The sequence below is a fragment of the Niallia sp. FSL K6-0212 genome, assembly GCF_038007605.1.
GTDB lineage: Bacteria > Bacillota > Bacilli > Bacillales > Cytobacillaceae > Niallia > Niallia circulans.
This window is the reverse complement of sequence record NZ_JBBOXL010000001.1, coordinates 1,494,689-1,521,488: the sequence shown is the minus strand read 5'-3', so window position 1 is coordinate 1,521,488 and position 26,800 is coordinate 1,494,689. Positions and strand designations below refer to the sequence as shown.

The following is a 26,800-nucleotide window of genomic DNA, read 5'->3' as shown; positions in this document are numbered from 1 at the left end:
TTGTAACTGACGTTCAAAGAACTTGCATAAAACCGTGTATAAATAATGTTCATAGAAAAAGCCACAAAATGTTGATTTAACGATTACTTGTGGCTTTTTAATATACTCCCAAACTTTTATTTGGGAACGTTTATTAAGCTTAACTTGTATACTTTATACTAGTGTTGAAATCCTTGTTGTACTAAATAACGCCTCTAATTGCATTTTAAAGTAGTGTAAACTAAAGTATTAAAACAATTCCAAATTACAGGTTTCTAAAATCTTTTTAGATTTTGAAACTTTATCATACAGTTATTTGCTCTAATAAGTGAAAGGAGGTCAGCTCATGACTAATAAAGCTCATCTAGCTTTTAAAGCTATTCATGGAGATCAGCTCGCGTTTGAGGAGTTATTAAAAATTGAAAGTGAGAAATTATATAAAATCTCCTTTCTCCATATGCAAAATAAAGAAGATGCATTAGACGTAATTCAAGAAGCTACCTGCAAAGCTTATTTATCAATCACTCAACTGAAGGAACCAGCCTACTTTAGCACGTGGCTTGTAAAAATTTTAATTCGTACAGCTTACAGAGAATTAGAACGTAAAAAGAAATCGATTGCCTTACCAGAAGAAACAATCACCTACATTCTAGAATCGAACCAAAAGGAAGAGCCTACCCTTGATTTATCAGAACCTCTTTCTACATTAAAGTCAGAATATAAGAATGCCATTTTATTGTTTTATTATTATGATTTACCGATTCACACCATTGCCAATTCGATGGGCAAGCCTCCATCGACAATAAAAACGTATTTGCGAAGAGCAAAACTAGTATTAAAACAAAAGTTAGGAGATGACTACTATGCACAAAGATTTACATAACATTGAAGTACCAAAAGAAGAAGTTTTCCAAGCAATTCGTTTAGGCATTGAGCAAGCGCAACTGGTGGAGAAGAAAACGAAACGTAAAAAGATGACAAAGCGCATGACGTATTTTACGTCTGCAGCAGCAGCTATGCTCCTTGCTTCAGGCTTTATTTTTATACCTGTTTCGAATGTATTGGCACAAGTCCCGTTAATAGGTGGCATTTATGAAAAATATCAAATGTCGATTGGTGAACAACTTGCCGAAGAGCAACTACTTACTGAAACGTCACTCATTGCAAACGATCAAGATGTTCAGGTAGAAATCACATCTGTTTTTTATGATGCAGCATATGTTGGCATCACATTTAAAGCAACTGGTGCAGTGAAGAATACAATAGGTGGCAATCAGGGACCAGAAGCTGGTTTTACCTACGAAATGTTTGATGGCAAAGACGTGTCTACATGGGGTGGTTCACTGGGGGCATTGACAAAAACTGAAGGTGGTTATACAGGTGCACTTATTTTAGATGTTCCTTCTGATTTTACTGAAAATGTCATCTCGTTACCTATTACATTTACGCATATGGCGGGCATTCGAGGAGAATGGTCATTTGATTTAGCTGCCGAAAAGCTGCCGTCCAAGCAACAACTCATTAATCAACAGGTTATTTCTCAAAATAAGGAACTTAACATTACATTTGAGGATATTCGAATTGGCCAAACGAATGCAACAATTTCTTATTCAGTTAACTTTGCACAAGCTTTTGAAGGGCAAACTTATACTTTTGAAGCATATAGTATGGATGGAAAAAAAATAAGCTTTAATCATATTAGTGATAGCACTCTTTTATTAGAGCTACCTAGAGACACAACTTCTATAAAAGTCGTTCCTGTATTAAAAATTAGTAGTGCTGAAACAGAGCAATTGAAGCCTGTTATAATTGATTTAAATTAACGAATAGTAAAACCCGTTCAGAATGTTTTGAACGGGTTTTATAAATTCTTATTGAGTAACATTCCATTCAGAGGTGGCTAATAATGCCACCACTTAATTGGATGTCTAGGTTAGTTACCAAAGTGTCATTTGGGAATGTTATTATAATTGAAACTGCATATTATATAAATTTTACTACACTTCAACATCCTTAAAATCGGATTGCTTTTTTAGGTAATGTCTTTGGAACTTCTATTAACCGTGCGACTTTTTTCCCTTTAATAAATCTGACATTATTCAACCAATAGACAAAAGCATCTGTACGGTAACTAACTCCATAAACAGGATTTCCTTCTTCATCTTGATAATGTATTTCCCAATAAGGATGCTGGTTCTCTCGGTCAAATAGCCAAATCCAAAAATCTCTTTGTAATCGCTTAATATTTCTCCCGACTTTTGCAGGACAAATCATATACTCTATATCATCATCATAATCAAGTCCGACTTTAACAATCATGTTCCATGCCCACCTTTTTATGTAATGGATTTACAGAATAATATTACCATAAATGTAATTATGTATTTTAGGTTCCCAAAGCGTCGTTTGGTAGGTTTTTTACTTAGCGTTGTAAATCTACGATGTTCCTTGTTGCGCTAACCTGCCCCGTTTCTACAATAAGGATTTCAACAGAAGCGGGCATTAATCCATCAACATCATCTTTCTATTGACTTTAAATCAATTTAAATAAATCTCTTTAGATATTCCCCAAATATTTTGTTCATAACTTTTGGTGTGTTTTCTAAATATACATTAATTTGTTCAATGTTTGATTCGAATTTATTACAGTTTCTTTCATCTGTTGGGAAATCAGATATTCCTTTAATGATAATGCATTCAACATCATTCTTCTTACAAATATAAGCAATAGCACCCGCTTCTGTATCTGCTATTGTTATTTTGTTTTCTTTTAGTTCTAAATAGTCCTTCCACATAACTACTGCTTTATCAGCGGTGGCAATTGTTCCAGTATAAAAATCATTTCCGTATTTCGATAGATCAATATCGACTATGAAGGATTGTTTAATAAGAGGTTCAATTTCTTTTACTGTACAATCATATTGAACGGCTTTATCAGGTATAAAAATATCCAAATTACTGAATTTATCATCTATTCCTGCACACGTTCCAGCAACGATTACTTTAGTTAAGTTAAATTTAGAAATCATATACTGATTTCCACCGACACCATTTACTTTTCTTACACCTGTGCTATAAAAAACAAGTTCAGTATCATTTATTGTTGTTGTAAAATACTCGCCATAAGGATAACCGAAACATTCGTTATCTTCTATGCTAAAGTATTCTAATGTCGCTTCATATTCCCACTTTGTTGCAATGCTTATTCCTATCATTGACTTATCACCCTACAAATTTAAATTGTCACTATTGAATTCATATAAACGGTCTGAATCTTCTTTACTATGTTTATGTTCATCGTTAATTCGTTATTAATATGTAAATATCCTTCTTCCGCTAACCTGCCCCTATAGCGACAAAAGAAGCATCTTATTTATTATAGGAATGTAGCACGATCTTTCTAAAGAATTTTTCATTAGGTTTTATTGATAAATGTTAAAAACACCACTAGAGCAAAAATAATAAACTTAGGGAAACACTATTTAGGGCTTGCTACTCAAGATTTATTCTAAGAATGGTTTAATTAATTTCTGAATTTCATCGTCATCCAATCTCTCGGACATTTCTTCTAAGAACTCTCCAACCGGTAATAACTCCACTGAAAAATCCTTATATAGCTCTTTAGAAACATGCTTTAAAACTTTATAGTACTCTTCAGCTAGTTGATATAAATCATTCTCTTTGGTATCCCTTTCTGGTAGTAACCTATTAAATATATATAACCTTTCAATAGTCATCTCATAGTTATTTAGCAGGGCAGTTATTGGGTCTGGAATTGAAAGTGTTTTTATTTCAGTCATGTATATCCCCCTTCGCATATATCTACATAATTTCTAAAAAGCGAAATTTTCATTATAAATCTGATTTACTAGCCATATGGATTACATCATCTTCTGATAAATTTAGTAAGTTCATTTAAATATTCACCAAAAAATATGTAAATCCTTCTTTCACTAACCTGCCCCGTTTCTTCCATAACTATAGAATAAACAAGTTAACATAATCAAATAATTATAGATTCTCTTAATTACCTACATTTACTGAAAAAAACTCTATCCTAATTTAATTTAAATATTAAATGTCTTTTAATCCAACTTTCCTTTAAATAATCAGTCTTTATTTTAAAACGCCATTTCCTTTTAAAAATCAATCATTGCTCCTCTTTCATCAAATACAGAATCAGGATTCCAAGCAACTTCCCAGAGATTATTTTCTGGATCGGCAAAATAAGCTGTTCTTCCGCCCCAAAAGGCATCGCTTGCCTCTCTAATAATCTTCCCGCCTGCTTCTTTGACTTTTTCCATCACTGCGTCTACATCCTCAAGGGTATTTACATTAATAGCAAAGGTAGCCCCTCGATAACCCTCCATAGGATTTTGCAGTTCTACTCCTGCATCCTTCGCTAATTCCTCTAATGGAAACAATGTTAGCAAAACACCTGCTGTCTTAAAAATAGCATATTGATCAGAGCTTGATTCCTTTTCCAGCCAGCCAAGCCGCTGATAGAACCTTCGCAATTCCGGTAACCGTAATGCTCCTATGGTAAGCAATGAAACTCTTTGTGGAACCATTTGCAAAAACCCTCTCTTATTATTTTTCTCCTCTACATTCTGTTTCCCTTTAGAAAAACCCTCTTATAGTCAATTTTTTGTCATAAAAAAGAAAAATAAAGAACTGCTAGCTGAGCAAATCTCTATTTTCCTTCCTCTATCTCAAAATACACGGAGAATTTTGTACCACTCTCACTTGTATGCACTTTTATTCTTGCCCTATGACGCTCAGCAATTCGATAACAAACCGCCAGTCCTAGTCCTGTCCCATTATCCTTTGTTGTAAAGAAGGGGGTTCCTAGCTTTTTTAATATTTCTTCATCGATTCCATTGCCGCTATCAATGATTTCCAACACAAGATACTTTCCTTTACAGAATGTTTTTATCGTAAGAATTCCTTCTGGCTCCATAGCCTCTAAACCGTTTAGAGCAAGGTTTAATAAAAGCTGCCTTATCTCTTTCTCATCCAAAAACAGTTCTGGACATTCCTCTAATTGAAGGTTCACCTTCTTTCCTGTCAATAAAGCTTCTGCATTAATTAAAGGAAAAATAATTTCAATAATTCTATTTAACGAATATAATCGTTTATCGCTCGTCTTATTTTTAGCTAATGTTAGAAATTCCTTGATGATTTTATTTGCTCGATCTAACTCATCAATCATGAGCTCCATATGTTCTAGCGAAAGGTTAGAAGGATTTGATTTTCCAATTTGCAGGAATCCATGAACGGTTGTCATCGGATTACGAATTTCATGGGCTATTCCAGCTGCCATTTCACCAACTAAATTTAATTGATCAAGTCTTGCCATTTCTTTTTCAAATGCTAATCGTTCTGTTATGTCATTTAACACAATTAACACACAATTCTTCTTTTCGATCGTTATAATTTCAGTGGATAATAATCCTTGCTTCTGCTCTCCATTTTTCAGCATGAAGTTGACTCTTTGATTTTTAAAAGGAGTCAGCCATTCTTCTTCCTGAAAGCTCTCTTCTATACCATTAATTTCCTTCGATATTTCCCACTGATAACACTCATCCTTCAATTCCTCGATTGTATAACCTGTGCTTGTTACCCAGTTATTATTTACAGCAATAAAACTAGGATTTTGTAAGGTGCGGATTGCCATCATACATGGACTCGCCTCAAATATTTGTCGAAAGCGTCCTTCCGAAAGCATTAAATCATCTGTTACTTTAGATTTTTCTTCTCTTTCCCTATGCAGCTGATGATTCATGGATAATAACTCCAGCGTTCTTTCTTCTACAGCATGCTCTAAGCGATCAAGTTGCTGCTTTCTTAATAATTCCACTTCTTTTCGTTCAGAGATATCACGAATCGTACAAATGAATAATTGATAATCCTCTACCATGGCATCTCCAATATATATATCTACTGGAAAAATAATATGATTCTTCCGCTTCGCCTTCGCTTCTATCATTCTGCCGATTAACTTAGGAACCATCATCTCAAATGTAATAGGTGTTTCTCCAGATGTTTCTGATTCAACAGAATGTAAGAGTACTTCAATCGAAGCTCCTATAAGTTCTTCTTCTACATAGCCAAACATTCTTTTCACACTTGGATTGACACTGATTATTATTCCTTCTTCATCAAAGGTCACAATGGTGTCTTGTAACGCCTTCTGTAATACCGAAGAGAATACCGCATTTTTGGTTAAATCCATTTTCGTTATTCTTAATTCTTTATTCATTTTTTCCAATTCTGACGTTGTTTGCCAATTCATTTCATGGAGGCTTGTCGTATGACTTTCGAAAATTTGCACAAACTGAGCCACCTTACTTCTTAATGCATCTGGATTAAATGGTTTAACAATATAATCAATCGCCCCTGCTTGATAGCCTTGTGTAATATGATGAATATCTTGACTGATGGCAGTAATAAAAATAATGGGAATATGTCGTGATTTTTTTCGTTCTTTTATTAATTTTGCTGTTTCAAACCCATTTAAGCCTGGCATTTGAACATCGAGTAGAATTACGGCAAAGTCATATTTCAAAATGCATTTTAAAGCTTCTTCACCGGATTTAGCAAAAATCAAATGATAACGAGGAGAATTTAATACTGCTTCTAAGGCCATCAGATTTTCTTGTAAATCATCTACCATTAAAATATAGATTGGTTCTGATACGGAAGGAGATAGCTTTTTCTTTTGTTCTATAGATTGAGCCGAATACTGCATAAATTTATAAAGCCTCCTATCTATTAACAAGCCATTTACCAATGTTACCTAGATGCTAGTTGCGCTCTATTATTCTTTATAAAGCCAAACTCTGATAAGCGAATATAATTGCTCTAAATTTACTGGTTTACTAATATAATCAGATGCTCCCGCTTCCATGCACTGTTCTCGATTATGTTTCATCGCCTTTGCTGTTAGGGCGATAATTGGCAGCGTTTTAAATTTATCCTTTTTCCGTATGATGGAAATAGCCTCTAAACCACTCATTTCTGGCATCATAATATCCATCAACACAAGATCAATATCCGCGTTTTCCTCTAGAAGGCTGATCCCATCCTTCGCATTCTCTGCATAAAGAATTTCAATATTGTACTCTTCCAATGCTGCATGGATGGAAAAAATATTCCGTATATCATCATCTATAATCAGCACTTTCTTCCCTATTAAATTAGCACTCTTATATAGTTCCGTAGTATCGATTAACTCATTATTTGTTACTGCAATTTGTCGATAACTTTCTTCAATAGGTGACTGTTCGACAGCTCCTTGTTGCTTTTGGCGTTTCACAGGTAAATAGAGAGAAAAGGAACTGCCCATTCCTTCGATACTTGTTGCTTCCAATTCTCCCCCAAGTAAGCGGGAAATCTCTTTACAGATAGATAACCCAAGACCCGTTCCCCCATATTTCCTGCTGATGGTTCCATCTGCTTGCTTAAATGGTTCAAAAATAATATTCATTTTATCTTTAGGAATCCCAATCCCTGTATCCTTCACAGTGAAGGATACGATAGATTCTTCCGCCATGGCAAACTTGAACTTGGCTGTCTCCTCCATCCGAATAATCAGCTCCACACTTCCCTTTTCTGTAAATTTAAAAGCATTGGACAATAAATTTTTTAATACTTGATTTAAACGATGTGTGTCTGTCTCTATAAAAGCAGGCACCTCTTTATTAATTTTCACACAAAAATCAAGTTTCTTCTGATTAGCGATAGGAGAAAACTGGCTTTTCAAGCAGTTTTGTATCCCTTCTAATTTTACTGGTTCCTCTATTATTTCCATCATCCCAGTCTCAATCTTCTCCAAATCTAATATCTCATTTATTAACCTTAGTAATTCATTACCAGAATAATAAATGGTCTGCAAATACTGGATTTGTTTTGTAGTTAAATTCTCATTTTCCTTTTCAACGAGCATTTGTGATAGAATTAGCATACTATTTAAGGGTGTTCTAAGCTCATGGGACATATTCGCCAAAAACTCCGATTTATACTGGGAGCTATAGATTAACTGCTGGGCTTGTTCCTCTAACTTCTTTCCTATCTTTTCTAGCTCTGCATTCTTTTCTTCTGACACTCTGTATTGTGCCTGTAATTCTTCATTAATAGCCATTAATTCCTGCTGCTGAGCTTGTAGTTCCTCCGACTGGCTTTGCAGCTCCTCCGTCAAACGCTGCTCATCCTCTAGCAATCTCTTTACTTCGAGTCGATTAAAAATACCGTGAATGGATATACCTAAGTATTCCCCCACTTCTTTAAGTAAGCTTTGCTGCACCGGTCGGAAATATTGCAAAGAGGCTAATTCTACAATCGCTAACACTTCCCCTTCATAAGAAATGGGCTGAATAAGCACCTGCTTTGGTTCTGCCTCTCCTGATCCAGATTTAATCTTTATGTATCCATTGGGAATATCAATAAGACTGATGCTTTTATTCTCCTTTGCAGCTTGTCCCACTAAACCTTCTCCAAGCTGAATGATAGATTGTCTGTCTTCGTTATCAAAAGCATAATTTGCTATTTCCTTGAGGAAACGGGCATTACCCTTCTCGCTTAACAGATAAAAAACACCATATTGCGCACCTACAGCAGGAGTTATTTGACTAATGAAGTAATCTGCAAGAGATTCCATCGTTTCTACCATTGAAAAACTAGTTGTTATTTCTGCCAACCGTGAGTCAAGCCAACTTTGCTCCTCTGCCTTTGCACGGCTTTCAATTTCATCTCGAGAGTACTTTTCTAAAGTTGTTACCATTTCATTAAAGGCACGAGAAATTTCTCCTATTTCATCCTTCGAATTAATCTCCAGCCTTGGAAACTTTATTCCTCTACTAAAAGAAGCACCGGACATCACTTTCGTAACTTTATGTAGATTTTTTGTTAATCCCCTTATTAAATAAATGGCCAATGCAATACTGCATATTACTCCGACTATAATATAGACATAGGTCATTAATACGACAATATCATATGTTTTTTTTGAACCTTCTAGTTCTTCTTGCATCTCTTTAATCTGGGCACTATAAAGCGAGCTCGCGATTTGTAACAATCTATTTTTTTCATCACTTTCTCTCGCCCAAAAATTGGTGTTCATTTTTTTATTTTCGGCTTCCACTATTTGTTGGCCCTTTTCTTCAAAGGGTTTATATAATGTCGAAAATTTTATTAATAAGTCCTGCGTTTCATCCCTTTTATCATTCTCTGTTAAGAAATTATACGCTTTGTTTATTTCTTTTCTTGTTTCTTCCATTTGTCTCATTGTTATTTCATTGAGTGTTTTAGAGGATTGTGAGGATAATTCATATATTTGTCTGCTTAAGTTAGTAACTTCATTCTTTAACGTATAGGCTGCATTAATTCTTTCTGTTTTATCATGTGCAAGAACATGCATTTTGTCATTTTGCTGTCGAAGCATACTCATAAGTACAATAATTAAAATCGTAATGAATACAAAAATAATGCCTAAACCAACATAAAGCTTTGTACTAAATCTCATGTATCCTCCTATCAATCTACCAGTTTAAAAGCATAAAATAAGGAAACTCGGAAGATTATTTTTGATAAACAAGCATGAATATTTATAAACAAAGATGATTTTTTACGTTATGAAAATAATTCCATTCTACAAAAATTATATGTTAAATATGGAAATGATACAATATGATAATTGGATGAAACTAGGAGCAGCCGGGAAGGGGAACTAACATGTCCGGAGCGTAAAAAACTCTTTTATTTAAAGATTATTGGTATAAAGTGGATTCCCCTTATTTAGGACATAATGAAAACTCCTAAACCTGGTACAAGCTTAAAGGTTTAGGAGCTTTTCATAATAAATATGGCGTAAACTAGGTGAGTCTTTATATGCATCATCCAATATTTCCGTTAATATAGCATTAGACACATCAGAAGAAAGCGATCTTTGTTTGATAAGAGTCCGAACTTCATATAAAAAATCAATATACGCAATATAATTACCATCATACATTTGCTGCCATTCCTCTTTCAGCTTTTTTGCCAGTTTCGGGCTTGCGCCATTAGTGGAAACACTTAAGTGAAGTCGCCCTTTTTTAAAGCTAGCTGGAATCTGACAGTTTCCTTCTTCAAAAGAAGAAGCATCATTCACTAAGCAAAACGATTTAATTTGTTTGGCGATACGATGATTTTCTTGTGAATCATTGGTTGCTGTAATAGTTAGAAAGGCATGGGTGAAATCTTCCTCTTTCCCTTTTCGTCGCAGCAGCTTTATTTTCCTGTCCTCTGAAAGATCTTCTATTTCAGTACAAACTTCGGGACTGATTACTGTTACACTTGCTTCTTCTTCTAGAAGCATCAACACCTTTCGATAGGCAATCTTGCCTCCACCAACTACTACACAATGTTTATCTTTTATATCAACTAGTAATGAAAGCATATTCATTCCCTACCATCATTTCGTCTATTCTTTCTTTTAATATTCCAGCTATCAATGGATTATAACCCAAATAAGGGGCGAGTTCGTATTCTTTATGGTCACTTTTTATTTTATTAATAGTTTTTTCCATTGACTTCATCAAAATCCCCGTAAAAAGAAGATAGGGAATTACCAACACATGGCGATAGGAAGAATGTTCTGCCATTTGCAGCGCTTCTTCAAAGCTTGGTTCTGCAGCAGTTAAATAACAATCCTGTACAACGATTTGCTCCACTTGTTGTTCAATTAAAGCTGCCATTTTTCCTAAATCTCGTTTTACATCGGGATCACTGCTTCCTCTTCCAACAAGTATAACAAGCATTGTTTCATCACTTTCTTTATAAAGAGAAGCACTACGAATTTTGTCTGCAGCAATTTTAACCATTTGAGGATGAACTCCAATCGGTTTTCCATATTTCATCTGGACATGCGGATATTTCAGTGAGAGCTTTTCTAATACTTCTGGAATATCTTTTTTGGCATGGGCTGCTGTAAGAAGCAAAACGGGTATGATATAAATAGTGGAAGCACCCTTTTCTACACATTTTTGAAAACCTTCTTCAATGGAGGGATCAGATAATTCTAAGAAAGAATATTCTTGTATGCCTTTGAAACCATTTATCTTCATACACTTTTCAATAAAGGAGACAGCCTGCTCGCTTGCTTCCTTTACCCTGCTTCCATGACATATATATAATATTGCTTCCATTATCAAACAACCTCTTTCGGAATGGTTTCACCGAAGTTTTCCTCAAACCATTTAATTTTCTCTCTCATTTTTACTACTTCACCAATCACAATCATACAAGGATTTTCAATTCCTCCTTTTTCAGCATCCTCTATTACATGGTTAAGATCAGTAATAATTGTCTTTTGTTTAAAGGTTGTTCCCCAATTGATGAGTGCAACTGGTATTGTACTTTTTTTTCCAAAGGACAAAAGCTTCGACTGAATATAGGGTAGATTTTTCACTCCCATATAGATGGCAAGTGTATCAATTTGAGAAAGTGCTTCCCATTTAATATGGTCTTCCTCTCCATTTTTTATATGGCCTGTTACAAAGGCAAAAGAAGAGCCATAATCGCGGTGGGTCACTGGGATACCGGCATAACTGGGAGCAGCAATGCCTGCAGTAATTCCTGGTACTATTTCAAAGGGGATTTGATTCTTAGCTAATTCCTCTGCTTCTTCCCCGCCCCTTCCAAATACAAAGGGATCACCACCTTTTAGCCTTGTGACAATTTTCCCTTTTTTCGCATGTTTTACTAGGGTTTGATTGATCAATTCCTGTTTCATGGCATGATGATGCGGAAGTTTGCCGCAATAAATCAGTTCAGCCTTCGGTTTCGCATATTCTAATAACTCACGATTCACTAAACGATCATATAAAATTACATCGGCATTTTTGATGCATTTTAATCCTTTTACCGTTATTAAGTCCGGATCTCCTGGCCCTGCACCAACTAGATATACTCTCCCCATTTTATCCACCCTTCTTGTTGTTCGGATCCATTAAAAAGCGGGGAAAGGAATTGACGATGAACGAATGGTACTTGCAAGGACCATGCTCCGTTTTTCCCTTTCCCAATATTAAGAGATATAATATTCTTTTTCTTTTAAATATTGTACGATTTGTTCTACACATTCTTCAATAGAATGTTTTTCTGTATCCACGATTAATTCTGGCTGAAGCGGCTCCTCATAAGGGGAACTAATCCCTGTAAAGTCTTTTATAACTCCTTTTCTTGCCTTCTCATATAAGCCTTTCGGATCCCTTGCTTCACATGCCTCTATAGAACACTTTATATATATTTCCACAAACTCGTTTTCTTCTAATAAAGCTCTTACTCGATCACGGTCTTCTCGAAACGGAGAAATGAAGGCAGTTAGAACGACTTGCCCACTATCAACAAATAGCTTACTGACCTCACCAATTCTTCTAATGTTTTCTTTGCGGTCCTCATCCGAAAATCCTAAATCTTTATTAATTCCAAAACGAATATTATCTCCATCTAGGACATAGCTATTTGTCTGGTCTTCAAATAATCTTTTTGCAACAGCATTTGCAACCGTTGATTTTCCGGAACCAGATAACCCTGTAAACCATAGAACATAGCTATGATGCTTATTTTTTTCTCTTCTATCCTTCTTTGTTACTGCATGGTCATGCCATGTAATATTTGTACTTTGGCTCAAAAGTTCTCTCTCCTTTAAGAATGGATTTCTTGTTTTTGTAATCCTTTTATTAACACTTCCACTACTTCTTTCCGACTAAATGTACTTGGTGGAATCTCTCCATTTCTTAAAAGCTCACGAACCTTCGTCCCAGATAAAATTTCATGATGTTCCTTGCCATGTGGACAAGTTTTTGTAGAAGCCATGTTCTCACATTTTTTACAATAGAAACTATGTTCAAAGAATAATAGATTAATACCTAACTCTTCTTGTGTAAATTGGTCAAAAATTCTTTGGGCATCATAGGTACCGTAGTAGCTCCCTACTCCAGCATGATCACGGCCGACGATAAAGTGAGTACAGCCATAATTCTTTCTCACCATCGCATGGAATATCGCTTCTCTTGGTCCTGCATAACGCATAGCAGCAGGAAATACAGCTAGAAATACACGATCTTTTGGATAGTAACTTTTCAATAGCACTTGGTAGCTTTCCATGCGAACATCTGCTGGAATATCATCCGCCTTCGTTTCACCTACTAATGGATTTAAGAATAGACCATCCACAATTTCAAGTGCTGATTTTTGAATATATTCATGTGCACGATGAACAGGATTTCTTGTTTGGAACCCGACTACTGTCTTCCATCCCTTTTCTGCAAATATTTCTCTCGTTTCTGCCGGATCTAAGTAAAAACTGCTAAAATCCGTTTTCTCTACTTTCTTTAAGAGTTTAATCGGACCGCCAATATATATATTTCCACGATCAAACATTTTCTTCACACCTGGATGTGCTAAATCATCTGTACGGTAAACAGAAACAGCCTCTTTATTTTTATCTGGAATATAAATATCCTCTACTGTCAGCACACCATATACTTCACCTTCATGGACTAGTTTTACCGTATCCTGAAGTTCAATGGTATCTGATTGTTCTTTTGAAATGGGCAATGTAATAGGGATGCTCCAAACCTCACCTGTTGCTAAGCGCATACTCTCTACCACTGCTTCATAATCTTTTTGGGATAAAAATCCTGTAAGCGGGCTATAGGCTCCATTTCCAATCAGTTCTAAATCACTAAGTGCAATAGTATCAATTTCTAGCTCCACCTTTAGTTCAGAGACATCATAATTAGGATCGTATAAATTAATTAATTTTCCACCATGTGGTTGACTTAATGACATTTTTTAGCACACCTTTCTTTTTTCGGACCTTTTCTTATAAATGATTTCCGTTAAATTCCGCCACCATCTTCATAAATAGTACTGTTATCTTCACGAATCGTTTTCATTAGGCTTATAATTCCAAGTGTAGCAATACATACACTAAGAATAATAAGTACATTATAGATATCTGCTTCAATAAATAATTGAACTAAACCGTAAGAAATAACTAATGATAGGACTGGTGAAACAATCCATACCTTAAAAATTCTTAACACTAGTTTCTTCTTCAGAATCTCATATCCATTCTTCGAGACACCTATTCCGATAATGGCAGAGCTAGTTACTTGCGTTAACGGAACTGGTATTCCAAATATAGAAGCTATTGTCACTAATGTCGCGCCCGTGCCAGAAATTAGTCCTCCTTCCAGCTTCGTGAATTGGACAATTTTCTTTCCATTTGTCTGCAAGACTCTTCCCCCTAACAGAAAAGCGCCGATTGCAATAAAAAATCCACCCACTACTACTCCTGTTTGCATGGATATCATGTCAGCGCCAACTAATGGTCCAATAGAGTTTGCAACATTATTCATTCCCGCAGAGAAAGCTTCAAAGCACCCCACGATAATAACAAAAATAGACAAGTATTTTTCATTACTCGGATTGCGAATCCATTCATTTTGATTCTCAAGCTTTCTTACATATTTCCCAGCCCATAGAGCTATAAAAAAAGAAACGATTGGAACAAGAAGCCAAAAGAAGACAATCCATAATATATTCGCAATATATAAGCTTTTAAAAGCCACACCTACTCCTACTACACTGCCAACTGTAATTTCACTTGTTGATAATGGAATCCCCATTATATTAGCTATAAATAGGGAGAGTGCAGCTGATGATAAAATGATTAAGACAATTTTGGCATCAAGGATACTACTCGGAATTAATCCTTCCCCAACTGTTTTTACTACTTCACTCCCGCCAATTACCGCTCCTAGAAAAATCGCTACCGCACATATAAGCAGAGCAACTCTCTTTTTTGGTATGGCGCCTGATCCATAGGCAACACCAAGGCTTGCTGCTGCACCACTTGCACCAATGTTCATTGCAAAAAACAATGACATAATACCTGCTAAAATAATGATCATTTCTTTGTACCTCTACTCATTATTGTAAGTGTAGCCCGCATTCTGTTTTTCCTTTTCCCGTCCATCTTCCAGAACGTAAATCATCCATATTAATAGCAGGCTGGGTACATGTTCTGCAGCCAATGCTCGGATAACCCTTATCGTGAAGAATATTGTAGTCCAAAGAGTTCTTATGGGCATATCTCCAAACATCTTTCCATGTCCAATGAATCAGTGGACAAACCTTTATGGATTTAAATTTATTATCCTTATTTAGATATTGCGTGTTTTTTCTTGTTTCTGACTGTTCTCTGCGAAGTCCTGAAATCCAGGCAATCGGTTCAGACAGCACTTCATGTAAAGGAACAACCTTGCGAATCTCACAGCATTTATTTGGATTAGTTAACCAAAGTTCTTCTCCATATTGTGCAGCCTGTTCTTCTAACGTAATGGCTGGTTTTTTCATTTCAATTTGCAAATCTGGATACCGCTGTTTCACTTTTTCAATTAATTCATAAGTTTCCTCAAAATGTACATCTGTATCTAAAAAGACAATACGCGCGTCCTTCTTTATCTGCGAAATTAAATCGATAAGAACAATCCCTTCAATTCCAAAACTACAAGCATAGACAATATCCTCTCGGTACGTATCATAAGCCCACTTTAAAACCTCTAAAGCTCCCTTTGTTTCCGTTTCACTTGAAAAGTTCACAGGAGGATACGTATCAATAGTTTCATAGGTTAATAACTGACTCATTAAAAATCCTCCAATTTAATAATGGTATTTTGTTCGTGGATTATGTGCCCAAAATATAAAAAGAGGCAGCTTTAACCCACTTTCTCAGTTAAAGTTGCCTCTAGTTTGTCTAGTCAGCTTCTTTATCAAACGCCTTAAACAGGAAATTCTTGTTATTTTCCTAAGCGTATCTTTTCATTTTTTTCGATTTGAATAATTTTTCCATCCTGTACGACTAATGTGACCGATCCAAATTTCATTGTGTTTAGAATTTGCTCTAATTGAATTTTCACTTTGTCCAGCTGATTTGTTTCCCCCACCAACAAATCCCTCCTTAAAAAAGGTGAAATCTTACTAAACCATTTGAATAGCGTTTACGCCAGACATATTTTTGAATCGAAAACGCCTATCAAAGGAATGCTCGACCATCGTAAGTGAAATGCATTTACGATTAAAAAAATCCTTCCATTTGGAAAGAGTTGAGTATTATTCCTTACCCTCTCTTTCAAAATGGGTATCCATTTTGTTGGATTTTGCACCTTGCATCCAGCAAGTTGCCAGACTTCCTTGGGCTGATTCTCTCCATCTCTCTTGAAAGGCATTGTTATTTTCTAAATTTTATCATAATTGCCATTATTGTCAATAAGTTTTTCTAGTTGTTTAGTCGGGATTAACGATTTATTTCCTAGTATTTTAGGGGAAATACTTTTCTTATTATAGAAAAAAATATAGTATTAGTGAATGTCCTATTACTATTGTTGGCAAAAATAGCTGATTAGCACTAGACTATATCAGCTATCTTTCCATTCTTATTTTTTTCGTATCTTTAATAACGGCTTTGCAATGATAGGTGTTAAAATACCTGATAAAATTGCCTCTGGGACACCATTTGTACCAACTACAGCTAGTATCGCCGGCAAGAGATCTTCCACATTCACGCCAATTGCGTTTGCATACGGCTCTCTTACAAATAAATAGACAAAACCTAGCACAAGAATTGTATTGATTAGAGATCCTATCACACCCGAAATGCTCATTGCTACTGTCTCATTCATTTTGTCTTTCAGCACCTTATAAAATAACAGTCCTGCCACTACTCCAATCATTACTCTAGGAAAAACAGATATTAACGGATTGGTAAAAATAATCGGAGCAAGAACACTTGTCGGATAAGTGAAAGCACGAATAAATGTGATGATGCCCCATACTCCTCCAATAATTGCACCTTCTAATGGTCCTAAAACAATCGCTGCGATAATAACTGTGATCTGAATGATTGTTATACTAAGTACAGGAGTCGGAATATACCCTAATATTGGAACAAAGGTTTGAATAATAATAATAGCCGTAAGAAGTCCTAGTAGAACCAAACGAGTAGTTTTATTTTTTTTCTTCATCTGCAAGTAGTTCTCCTTATGTGGAAAAAGCATTATCCACTTTTCCCTCAATTTAATAAAATTCCTTTGTTATCATACTACAAATACAAGTATTTTTTCTATGATAATAAGAAGGATTTTCTGCATTTTCCTTAGGATGGGGTTAATTACTTGCTGTTATACATTATCGGATTACTCGTTATAAGGAAAAGTCTCTTTAAGGGTTTCAATAAAGGTGATAACATTTTGTTTCTCCTTCATAATTGGAGCAAAGAGATAAGATAATCTCCTTGTAAATCGCGTTTTTGTGACTGGAATAATACTTAGGTTTCCATTCTTCACATCCCTTTCTATCACACTTTTGGATAAGAGTGATAAGCCATTGCCATTAATAAGCGTTTCCTTGATGCCTTGATTACTGCTAATGGTTAAAAAGGATTCAGCTCTTAACCCATTGGATCGAATAACATGATCTAAGTACTCTCTTGTACCCGATCCAAGCTCTCTTGTAATCCATGTCTGATCATGGAGTTCAGAAATGGAAATGCCTTCCCGAGTCGCAAGTGGATGATGAACAGATGCCACAATAAATAACTCATCCTCCATAAATGGCACCACCTGCAATTCCTTATCATTTGTTTGTCCTTCAATTAAACCGATATCTACTTCATATAATCTTACCGCTTGAACAATTTCTTCTGTATTACCAATCGTCACTTGAATTTGCAATTCAGAATGCTTTCTTTGCAGATCAAGCAGTAATGCAGGAAGAATATATTCGCCGATCGTAAAACTAGCACCTATTTTTAATTCACCCTTAATCGCATGATGATGCTCTAAAATATGCTGTCTCGTCTGGTCATATAAGCGTATCATCTGAATGGCACAATCATAAAGCATTTGACCGGTGGGTGTTACTTTTAAATATTTTGGTGACCGCTCCAATAGTTTTGTTTGAAACTCCTTTTCCAGGTTTTTAATATGTAGACTTACACTCGGCTGACTCATTAACAGCATTTCTGCTGTCTTTGTAAAATTCTTTACTTCAACAAGCGTCACAAATGTTTTTAGAGCTTCATACTGCATTTTTCCTCCTCCTTTTCGCTAATAGGAAAATTATTAAGAATACTAATAGTTGCTATTAATTATATGTATTTTACTAATTCTTTAATTTCCAGTAAAGTACAATTAGAATACATCTCATACGAGGATGCTTAAGGCGGCTGCTTTCATGTATGGATACCTTAACGCCTATCAAGCTTTCGTCACATGCTTAAATTAATCTCCAATTAGATACTAATCTATTTATTTAGAAAAACAATATCCCTTGCTTGTTCTAATTAGTAACAAGCTTCTTTTGTATTTCTAATCCGATTTGTCTGATAGGATTAATAAAATACAGAGTGACAATCCTCCCTCTTCATTATAAAATGAATTGCAAGAATTATCCCACTAATCAAATAACAATAGGGAATACCATTATCTATGCGAGGTGAAAGTGTTGCAGCTTCAAGTAATAAATAGTCCTTTTAATCAAGAACAAACAGAATTATTAAACCGTCTTTTACCAACTTTAACTGAATCACAGAAAATTTGGCTAAGCGGGTATTTATCTGCTTCCACTGCAATCGCAGCATCAGCAGAACCTATCTCCAATACTGCATTAACGGAGCAAAAGGCAGCTGAACCAATTACAAAAGACATTACGATTCTTTTTGGATCCCAAACTGGAAATGCACAAAGCCTTGCCAAAAATCATGGCAATCGTTTAAAAGAATTAGGGTTTAATGTCACTGTACAGTCAATGGGTGACTTTAAACCAAATAATCTTAAAAAAATACAAAATCTCCTTGTTATTGTTAGTACTCATGGAGAAGGCGATCCACCAGATACCGCTATAGCCTTCCATGAATTCTTACATGGAAAGCGAGCACCTAAGCTGGAGAACTTCCAATATTCCGTGTTAGCGCTTGGTGACAGCTCGTATGAATTCTTCTGCGAAACAGGGAAACAATTTGATCAGCGTTTAGAAGAATTGGGTGGAACAAGACTTTATCCACGTGTGGATTGTGACCTTGATTATGATGAACCAGCTAGTGAATGGTTCGAAGGCATCGTCAGCAGCTTGAGCCTTCAATCAGAATCAACCGCTCAGTCCATAAGTATAACACCACCATCTCTTCTAGATTCTGGTTATTCTCGCAGCAATCCGTATTATGCAGAGGTACTGGAGGTCATTAATTTAAATGGACGTGGCTCCAATAAAGAAACATTGCATGTAGAGCTTTCGCTTGAGGATTCTGGAATCTCTTACGAACCAGGTGACAGCCTAGGAATATTCCCAAATAATGACCCAGAATTAGTTGATCTTTTAATACAAGAATTAAGCTTTTCTCCAACAGAAAGTGTCACAATCAATAAACAAGGAGAAGTTCTGGCTTTTCGAGAAGCTTTATTAACCTATTTTGAAATTACAGTTTTAACCAAACCATTGGTAGAGAAATTTGCAAAAATAACAACCAATCCAGCTTTAGAAGACTTACTTGCTAAAGGAAATGAAGATAAATTAAAGGCATATATAAATGGGCGTGACTTATTAGACCTTATTCGAGATTATGGGCCAATTGAGGCAGATGTGCAGACATTTGTAGCCTTGCTTCGTAAACTGCCTACCCGCCTTTATTCGATTGCCAGCAGCTACAAAGCAAACCCTGATGAAGCACATTTGACGATTGGCGCCGTTCGTTACCATGCAAACGGACGAGATCGTAATGGTGTTTGCTCTGTTCAAATAGCGGAACGTATTCAGCCAGGCGATAAACTGCCTATCTATATACAAAACAATGAAAATTTCAAACTTCCGGAAAACCCAGATACTCCTATTATTATGGTTGGTCCTGGGACAGGGGTGGCACCCTTCCGTTCTTTTCTGCAGGAAAGAGAAGAAATCGGTGCAGAAGGAAAAGCATGGCTATTCTTTGGCGACCAACATTTTGTTACAGACTTTCTCTATCAAACCGAATGGCAAAATTGGCTTAAAGATGGGGTGTTAACAAAAATGAGTATTGCTTTTTCCCGCGATAAAGCGGAAAAGGTATATGTGCAGCACCGGATGCTGGAGCATAGCAAAGAGTTATTTGAATGGCTGGAAGAAGGAGCTGTTCTTTATGTTTGTGGAGACGAAAAGCATATGGCGCATGATGTTCACCAAACACTCCTTACTATTATCCAAAAAGAAGGCAAAATGGCTTTAGAAAAGGCTGAGGAATATATAGCTTCTATGACTCAAACCAAGCGTTATCAGCGTGACGTCTATTAAATAGTTGGCAGGAAAGGAGTTTTTCGAAAATGGCAAAACAAGTATTAAAAGCACCAGATGGACCACCAAGTGATGTAGAACGAATAAAAGAAGAGAGTAATTATTTACGTGGCACATTGAAGGAATCCATGGAGGAAGAATTAAGCGCTGGTATTTCAGACGATGATAACCGCTTAATGAAATTCCACGGAAGTTATTTGCAAGATGATCGTGATATACGCAACGAACGCGCTAAGCAAAAATTGGAGCCTGCCTACCAATTTATGCTGCGAGTTCGAACACCGGGTGGAGTAGCTACACCGGCTCAATGGCTAACAATGGATGATCTTGCACAAAAGTATGGAAATAAAACATTAAAATTAACGACACGCCAAGCTTTCCAAATGCATGGCATTTTAAAATGGAATATGAAACAGACTATTCAAGATATACACCAATCCCTACTTGATACAATTGCTGCTTGTGGCGACGTCAATAGAAATGTGATGTGCAACCCTAATCCGTATCAATCAGCTTTGCATAGTGAAGTGTATGAATGGTCAAAAAAATTAAGTGATTATTTACTGCCTCGTACACAAGCTTATCATGAGCTCTGGTTAGATAAGGAAAAGGTAGCTTTCACTCCAACTGTCGAGGAAACAGAAGTGGAGCCAATGTACGGAAAATTATATTTACCTAGAAAATTTAAAATTGGTATTGCCGTTCCTCCTTCTAATGATATTGATGTTTTTTCCCAAGACCTAGGGCTAATTGCAATTACGGAAGAAGAAAAATTAGTTGGATTTAATGTTGCCATCGGCGGCGGAATGGGAATGACCCATGGAGATAAAGCAACCTATCCTCAGCTTGCAAAAGTTATTGGATTCTGTACACCTGAGCAAATTCTTGATGTGGCAGAAAAAGTAATTACGATTCAACGTGATTATGGAAATCGCTCTGTTCGAAAGAACGCCCGTTTTAAATATACCGTAGATCGTCTTGGTCTAGATACTGTAGTAGAAGAGCTAGAAAATCGCTTAGGCTGGAAACTTCAAGAAGCAAGAGAATTTCAATTTAATCATAACGGCGACCGCTATGGCTGGGAAAAAGGCATTAAAGGAAAATGGCACTTCACTTTATTCGTGGAAGGTGGCCGCATTAAAGATTATGAAAATTATCCATTAATGACCGGCTTGCGCGAAATTGCTAAAGTACATACTGGCGACTTCCGGTTAACAGCCAATCAAAATCTAGTCATTGCGAATGTCTCCAGCCGTAATAAAAAGCAAATCGCTCATTTAATCGAGCAATATGGCATTATGGATGGAAAACGTTTCTCTGCACTGCGTCGTAATTCTATTGCTTGTGTATCCCTGCCAACCTGCGGGCTAGCGATGGCAGAAGCAGAACGATACTTACCAGTCTTAATCGATAAGATAGAAGAAATTGTGGATGAAAATGGGCTTCGTGATGAAGAAATTACAATCCGTATGACAGGCTGTCCAAATGGCTGTGCCCGCCATGCATTAGGGGAAATCGCCTTCATTGGAAAAGGACCTGGAAAGTACAATATGTACCTAGGCGCCGCCTTTAATGGTAGCCGCTTAAGCAAACTCTATCGCGAAAATGTTGGCGAGGAAGAAATCCTTTCAGAACTTCGCGTACTGCTCCCGCGCTATGCGAAAGAAAGAACGGCAAATGAACATTTTGGAGACTTTGTTATTCGCGCTGGCATTGTTAAAGAAGTAACCGACGGTACAAACTTTCATGATTGACAGATGAGTCATTGCACCACTTTAATCGTTTTGATTGGGTGGTGCTTTTTTGTGGTTGGAATTGGAGGGTGGGGGGGTGTTTGATTGGGTGGTTGAGGTTTGGCTGATATATTCGGAGTTTGGCTGATTCCCTCTCTACTTTGGCTGATATATTCGGAGTTTGGCTGATTCCCTCTCCACTTTGGCTGATATATCTGGAGTTTGGCTGATTCTACCTCCACTTTGGCTGATATATCTGGAGTTTGGCTGATTCTACCTCTACTTTGGCTGATATATCTGGAGTTTGGCTGATTCTACCTCCCTTTTGGCTGATATTTTCAGAGTTTGGCTGATTCTATCTCCACTTTGGCTGATTTATCTGGAGTTTGGCTGATTCCCTCTCCACTTTGGCTGATTTATCTGGAGTTTGGCTGATTCTACCTCCACTTTGGCTGATATATCCTGAGTTTGGCTGATTCTACCTCCACTTTGGCTGATATATCCTGAGTTTGGCTGATTCTACCTCCACTTTGGCTGATATATCTGGAGTTTGGCTGATTCCCTCTCCACTTTGGCTGATATATCTAGAGTTTGGCTGATTCTACCTCCACTTTGGCTGATATATCCTGAGTTTGGCTGATTCTACCTCCCTTTTGGCTGATATATTCGGAGTTTGGCTGATTCTACCTCCCTTTTGGCTGATATTTTCAGAGTTTGGCTGATTTCTCCTACACTTTGGCTAATATATCCATAATTTAGCTAATTTACCCCTTCACCTTGGCTGGTACACTCATAATTTCACCGATTCCCCTACTATTTTGACTAATATAATACTTATACTTTTACTGATTTCCCCACTATTTTAACTGTTATACCCAAAATTTTGCCGATTCTCCCACTTCGATTTCCGCCCTTCACCTCCATCCATATCAAGCCATTGCCTTACTTTTCCTACAAACAAACTGATTTTCCCACTCATAGGCCAACCTAGTTTTGTATATATTTAAAGTTGTAAGCCATATAAATATTTCCATATGAAAAATAGGAGGCTACATCATGTCTGTTAATCCAGCTTCCCCTTCCTTTCAACTATTCGGGGATTCTACCCAGTCTGTTAATTATAAAAGGGATTCTTATAATTACATTACACAGTTATTTTCTGAACAATTGCCTGCGATACATACTGGGTTATTCAATGTCCATCTTAATCAAGGATTCATTGTTCAGCCGCACTGGCACACAAATGTGAATGAACTTGTTTTTGTCATTAGTGGGGAAGTTATGACCTCTGTCTTCAACCCCTTTACACAAAGCATCATGACTTATCATGTAAAACCCGGGCAAGCTTCCCAATTTCCAAAGGGGTGGTTCCACTGGATAGTAGCATTGCGAAACAATACTCATTTTCTTACTATTTTCGACCAGCCGAAACCTGATATCGTGTTTGGTTCTGATTTTCTACGCTTTTTGCCAAAGGAAATTGCTAACAGAGCTTATTGTGTAAACGAAGCCGCCTACGCACATGCCATTGCCCCAATTACACAGTCTACTATTCTCGGGCCACCACCAGGATGTGACCAAACCGGAGGAGTCCTAAACTATCCATACCATGCCACTCAGCCTTCACCCACTATACATCCTTATCTCAATCTTTCCTCTCCTCCCCACGCTTATTAACCAGGAAAAGTAAGAAAGTATGGAGGTTATTAATGTGATAAAGAAACAACATTATGGTTCTGAAGTAAAATGTGAAGAAATTGAATGGACGTTTCCTCCTCAGCAGCAAACACGGCAGCCGGGGTTTGAATATTTGATGGATCCACTTCCAATTTTTGATAACCCTAAATATATCGGAACAGGTAAGTTAAAGGATCGTACAGCTATTATTACCGGCGGAGACAGCGGCATTGGCAGAGCCGTTGCCGTCGCTTTTGCGAAGGAAGGGGCGAACATTGTTATCTCTTATTTTGACGAACATACAGATGCGGAAACAACAAAGCGAGTTGTCGAGCATTATGGTCGTTCCTGCTTACTGATTCCAGGAGACTTGCGAAGAAGAGAACATTGTGAATTCATTGTGCAAAAAACATTAGAAACGTTTGGGAAAATTGATATTTTGGTTAATAATGCAGCTGTACAATTTTTGCGAGAAGACTTAACTTCCATACCAGATGAACAATGGGAATTAACATTTGATGTAAATATCCATGCCTATTTCCACTTAACAAAGGCTGCCCTACCTTATTTGAAAGAAGGAGCCAGTATTGTTAATACGACCTCTTTGGTTGCCTATATTGGGGTAAGTGACTTGATTGATTATACGACGACTAAAGGTGCGATTGTTAGTTATACAAGAGCGCTAGCCAACAACCTTGTGCAAAAAGGTATCCGTGTGAACGCTGTTGCTCCTGGACCTTTCTGGACACCCATCCAGCCTGCTTCACAATCAGCTGAAAATATTGCTACATTAGGCTCAGATGTACCAATGAAGCGGGCGGGGCAGCCGTATGAAATTGCTCCAGTCTATGTGTTGCTTGCTTCTGATGATGGTTCTTATATGACAGGACAAACGATTCATGTAAATGGCGGTGCTATGGTTACGACTTAGAACAGCAAAAAAAGGACGATATCCGTCGTCCTCTTTTGTTATTCCTCATTATTTTTCTCTTTTTAACACCCTTACTTCATATGGCAAAAGTTCTATCTGTTCTTGCTTTATTTCTTGTGTAAGTAAATCGAAAAAGGATTCTTTTAACGTTACTGTTTGCTTTTGTTCTGTAAAATTCATGACAAATAAATAGTAGCACTCAGCCGAATCCCTTCTTTGGACGGAAACACCTTCTTTATGCAGAATTTCCCTTTCGCTGTCAAGATTACCTTCTTTTTGCAATTCCTCATAAAAATCATCTAAAAAGGCCTGTTCCGTTCTTGCCCCTATAAAATAGGCTTTTCCTTTCCCGTAGCAGTTTTCTACAACAGCAGGATTCCCTTGATAAAAGTCCTCCATATACGTCGCTAAAATATTCGCTTCTTTCCTTTCAAAAATGGTGCAATAATCTTTTATTTCATATTGCTTCCCGTTATAGGTAAGGGTATTTCTATCTTTTGGATAAAGAGTATCTGTTTCTTTTACATCAATGCCAAATATTCGTTTTAGCGTTGCCGGCCAACCTGATAAATGGGCAAGATCCGTTTCATTAACAAGGCCACTAATATATGAACTTACAAGTGTTCCTCCATTTGCAACATAGTTTTCTAATTTAGAAATTGTATCAAGAGACATCATGTAGAGCATTGGAGCAATAACTAAATCATAGGAAGCAAGCTCTTGATTTAATGTAACTATATCGACACTAATATCCTTTTTCCAAAAACTTTGATAATGCTTTTGCAACGTTTGAGGATATTGCTTTGTTGAATCGGAGAATCCTTGTGCATCGTTTAAAGCCCAGTTATTTTCCCAATCATATACAATTGCTACTCTTGCTTGTTTATGTGTTCCCTTTACTTCAGCAATCTTCTCTAGAGCTCCACCAACTGCTGAAACCTCTTGAAAGACTCGATTCGTTTCACTATTATCATGATCCACTACTGCCCCATGAAATTTCTCGGAGGATCCTCTTGATTTTCTCCATTGAAAATACAGAACACTGTCTGAACCATGTGCGATAAATTGCATGGAGGATAGCAAATGCATACCAGGTCTCTTCGTTTTATTCACATCATGCCAGTTGACGCCACTTGGTGTACTTTCCATAATGAGAAAAGGCTGTTGTTTTAAAGAGCGATACAAATCATTGATAAAACCAACTTTTGCAGCTAAGTCCTTTGTTTCCTCCCAATCATTGTGCCAAGCAGGATAGCAATCCCAACTAACAATATCCACATGCTTTGCAAACTCACTATAATTCAAACTTTGAAAGGGTATTAAATCATGCGTGTCTGCCATAAAGTTTGTTGTAATAGGGATAGATGGAGAGATTTCCCTTAATGGCACTATTTCATGCTTGTAAAAATCAATTGTTTGGTCAGTGACAAAACGTTTCCAATCTAAATTTAAACCATGAACCATACTTTCTCCAATGGAAGAAGGAGATTCAACTTCTGACCAATCCGTGATCGTATGACTCCAAAATGGTCCCCACCAAGCATGATTTAGTTTATCTAAGGTCCCATACTTCTTTTTCAGCCAATTACGGAAATTATCTTGGCAAAGTCCACAATGACAATCGCCGCTATACTCATTGGAAATATGCCACATTAGTAACGCAGGATGATTTCCATAGCGCTCCGCTAGCTTTCTATTAATAATTGCTACTTTTTCACGATAGATAGGGGAAGAAAAACAATGATTATGGCGTCCCCCATGTAACATTTTCATGCGATTTTCGGTGGTTCTTAAGACTTCTGGATACTTCTTAGACATCCATGCTGGTCTGGCGCCGCTTGGAGTAGCTAAGATGACTCTCCCGCCCATTTGATAAATAGCCTCTATTCTTTCATCGAGCCAGTCAAAATGGAATTCCCCTTCTGTTGGTTCAAGTGCACTCCATGCAAATACCCCTAAAGTGAACGTATTTGCTTTTGCTAATTTCATCAATCGTAAATCATCTTTCAATATTTCTGGATAATCGAGCCATTGATCTGGATTATAATCTCCACCATGCAATAAGCGATTATCTGCTACTGTTTTATCTGTCATCTTAATGCCCTCC

The 26,800-nt window shown here is 36.8% G+C and carries 23 protein-coding genes and 1 riboswitch; of the genes, 6 read left to right on the top strand and 17 right to left on the bottom strand.

All coding sequences use genetic code 11. The annotated features are described in order from the left end of the window. Positions 1-325 precede the first annotated feature (325 nt). Together MHH96_RS07165 and MHH96_RS07160 are read left to right on the top strand one after the other, a co-directional pair. Positions 326-862 (top strand): sigma-70 family RNA polymerase sigma factor, encoded by a 537-nt coding sequence (locus MHH96_RS07165; protein WP_047944676.1) that lies wholly within the window; start codon positions 326-328, stop codon positions 860-862. Next, complete coding sequence (locus MHH96_RS07160; protein ID WP_047944675.1) at positions 843-1,802, top strand: DUF4179 domain-containing protein; 960 nt, start codon at positions 843-845, stop codon at positions 1,800-1,802. Before MHH96_RS07165 ends, MHH96_RS07160 begins: the two co-directional genes overlap by 20 nt. A 190-nt stretch (positions 1,803-1,992) precedes the next feature. On the opposite strand, the gene MHH96_RS07155 is transcribed toward MHH96_RS07160, so the two are convergent. The 16 genes from MHH96_RS07155 to MHH96_RS07080 all read right to left on the bottom strand — a co-directional run bounded on the left by MHH96_RS07155 (position 1,993) and on the right by MHH96_RS07080 (position 18,119). After that, positions 1,993-2,298 carry a hypothetical protein gene (locus tag MHH96_RS07155; RefSeq protein ID WP_144545946.1) on the bottom strand — a complete coding sequence of 102 codons (306 nt, stop codon included), beginning with the start codon at positions 2,296-2,298 and terminating at the stop codon, positions 1,993-1,995. 224 nt (positions 2,299-2,522) lie between these two features. After that, positions 2,523-3,194, bottom strand: coding sequence for a 5'-methylthioadenosine/S-adenosylhomocysteine nucleosidase family protein (locus tag MHH96_RS07150; protein ID WP_047944985.1), 672 nt, complete (start codon positions 3,192-3,194; stop codon positions 2,523-2,525). Positions 3,195-3,482: 288 nt separating this feature from the next. Then, positions 3,483-3,779, bottom strand: a complete 297-nt coding sequence (locus tag MHH96_RS07145) for a hypothetical protein (protein ID WP_047944984.1) — start codon at positions 3,777-3,779, stop codon at positions 3,483-3,485. A gap of 339 nt (positions 3,780-4,118) precedes the next feature. Further along, positions 4,119-4,550, bottom strand: coding sequence for a VOC family protein (locus MHH96_RS07140; RefSeq protein WP_047944983.1), 432 nt, complete (start codon positions 4,548-4,550; stop codon positions 4,119-4,121). Between the two features lie 122 nt (positions 4,551-4,672). Next, positions 4,673-6,730 (bottom strand): response regulator, encoded by a 2,058-nt coding sequence (locus tag MHH96_RS07135; RefSeq protein ID WP_336045297.1) that lies wholly within the window; start codon positions 6,728-6,730, stop codon positions 4,673-4,675. Between the two features lie 69 nt (positions 6,731-6,799). Further along, on the bottom strand, positions 6,800-9,502 hold the full coding sequence (locus tag MHH96_RS07130; protein ID WP_328283650.1) for a response regulator: 2,703 nt from the start codon (positions 9,500-9,502) through the stop codon (positions 6,800-6,802). Positions 9,503-9,811: 309 nt separating this feature from the next. Continuing rightward, entirely contained in the window at positions 9,812-10,417 is a 606-nt protein-coding gene (locus MHH96_RS07125) for a precorrin-2 dehydrogenase/sirohydrochlorin ferrochelatase family protein (RefSeq protein WP_336045298.1), read from the bottom strand. Beyond that, positions 10,398-11,165 carry a sirohydrochlorin chelatase gene (locus tag MHH96_RS07120; RefSeq protein WP_047944979.1) on the bottom strand — a complete coding sequence of 256 codons (768 nt, stop codon included), beginning with the start codon at positions 11,163-11,165 and terminating at the stop codon, positions 10,398-10,400. The genes MHH96_RS07125 and MHH96_RS07120 overlap by 20 nt, the downstream gene beginning before the upstream one ends. A 2-nt stretch (positions 11,166-11,167) precedes the next feature. Then, positions 11,168-11,938, bottom strand: a complete 771-nt coding sequence (cobA, locus tag MHH96_RS07115; protein WP_047944978.1) for a uroporphyrinogen-III C-methyltransferase — start codon at positions 11,936-11,938, stop codon at positions 11,168-11,170. 108 nt (positions 11,939-12,046) lie between these two features. Further along, positions 12,047-12,652 carry an adenylyl-sulfate kinase gene (gene cysC / locus MHH96_RS07110; protein ID WP_047944977.1) on the bottom strand — a complete coding sequence of 202 codons (606 nt, stop codon included), beginning with the start codon at positions 12,650-12,652 and terminating at the stop codon, positions 12,047-12,049. 14 nt (positions 12,653-12,666) lie between these two features. Continuing rightward, positions 12,667-13,815, bottom strand: a complete 1,149-nt coding sequence (sat, locus tag MHH96_RS07105) for a sulfate adenylyltransferase (RefSeq protein ID WP_047944976.1) — start codon at positions 13,813-13,815, stop codon at positions 12,667-12,669. Positions 13,816-13,865: 50 nt separating this feature from the next. After that, entirely contained in the window at positions 13,866-14,942 is a 1,077-nt protein-coding gene (locus MHH96_RS07100; protein ID WP_047944975.1) for an inorganic phosphate transporter, read from the bottom strand. A gap of 19 nt (positions 14,943-14,961) precedes the next feature. Continuing rightward, on the bottom strand, positions 14,962-15,678 hold the full coding sequence (locus MHH96_RS07095) for a phosphoadenylyl-sulfate reductase (RefSeq protein WP_047944973.1): 717 nt from the start codon (positions 15,676-15,678) through the stop codon (positions 14,962-14,964). A 152-nt stretch (positions 15,679-15,830) separates the two neighbouring features. After that, positions 15,831-15,959 (bottom strand): YezD family protein, encoded by a 129-nt coding sequence (locus MHH96_RS07090; RefSeq protein WP_235973290.1) that lies wholly within the window; start codon positions 15,957-15,959, stop codon positions 15,831-15,833. Between the two features lie 193 nt (positions 15,960-16,152). Further along, positions 16,153-16,258, bottom strand: a riboswitch (SAM riboswitch). 208 nt (positions 16,259-16,466) lie between these two features. Continuing rightward, on the bottom strand, positions 16,467-17,054 hold the full coding sequence (locus tag MHH96_RS07085) for an ECF transporter S component (protein ID WP_047944970.1): 588 nt from the start codon (positions 17,052-17,054) through the stop codon (positions 16,467-16,469). 171 nt (positions 17,055-17,225) lie between these two features. After that, a complete protein-coding gene (locus tag MHH96_RS07080) occupies positions 17,226-18,119 on the bottom strand; it encodes a LysR family transcriptional regulator (protein ID WP_047944968.1) in 894 nt (297 codons plus the stop codon). Positions 18,120-18,534: 415 nt separating this feature from the next. Between MHH96_RS07080 and MHH96_RS07075 the strand changes: the two genes are divergently transcribed. The 4 genes from MHH96_RS07075 to MHH96_RS07060 all read left to right on the top strand — a co-directional run bounded on the left by MHH96_RS07075 (position 18,535) and on the right by MHH96_RS07060 (position 24,693). Then, positions 18,535-20,352, top strand: coding sequence for an assimilatory sulfite reductase (NADPH) flavoprotein subunit (locus MHH96_RS07075; RefSeq protein ID WP_144547272.1), 1,818 nt, complete (start codon positions 18,535-18,537; stop codon positions 20,350-20,352). A gap of 29 nt (positions 20,353-20,381) precedes the next feature. Next, positions 20,382-22,106, top strand: coding sequence for an assimilatory sulfite reductase (NADPH) hemoprotein subunit (gene cysI / locus MHH96_RS07070; protein ID WP_172864929.1), 1,725 nt, complete (start codon positions 20,382-20,384; stop codon positions 22,104-22,106). Between the two features lie 1,035 nt (positions 22,107-23,141). Continuing rightward, the gene (locus MHH96_RS07065) at positions 23,142-23,762 is read left to right on the top strand and encodes a cupin domain-containing protein (RefSeq protein ID WP_144546749.1); all 621 of its coding nucleotides are present in this window, start codon (positions 23,142-23,144) and stop codon (positions 23,760-23,762) included. Positions 23,763-23,796: 34 nt separating this feature from the next. Beyond that, positions 23,797-24,693, top strand: a complete 897-nt coding sequence (locus tag MHH96_RS07060) for an SDR family oxidoreductase (RefSeq protein WP_412759316.1) — start codon at positions 23,797-23,799, stop codon at positions 24,691-24,693. A 48-nt stretch (positions 24,694-24,741) separates the two neighbouring features. Here the strand turns inward: MHH96_RS07060 and MHH96_RS07055 are convergent, their stop codons facing one another. Then, positions 24,742-26,787 carry a beta-galactosidase gene (locus tag MHH96_RS07055; RefSeq protein WP_144546753.1) on the bottom strand — a complete coding sequence of 682 codons (2,046 nt, stop codon included), beginning with the start codon at positions 26,785-26,787 and terminating at the stop codon, positions 24,742-24,744. Between the last annotated feature and the right edge of the window lie 13 nt (positions 26,788-26,800).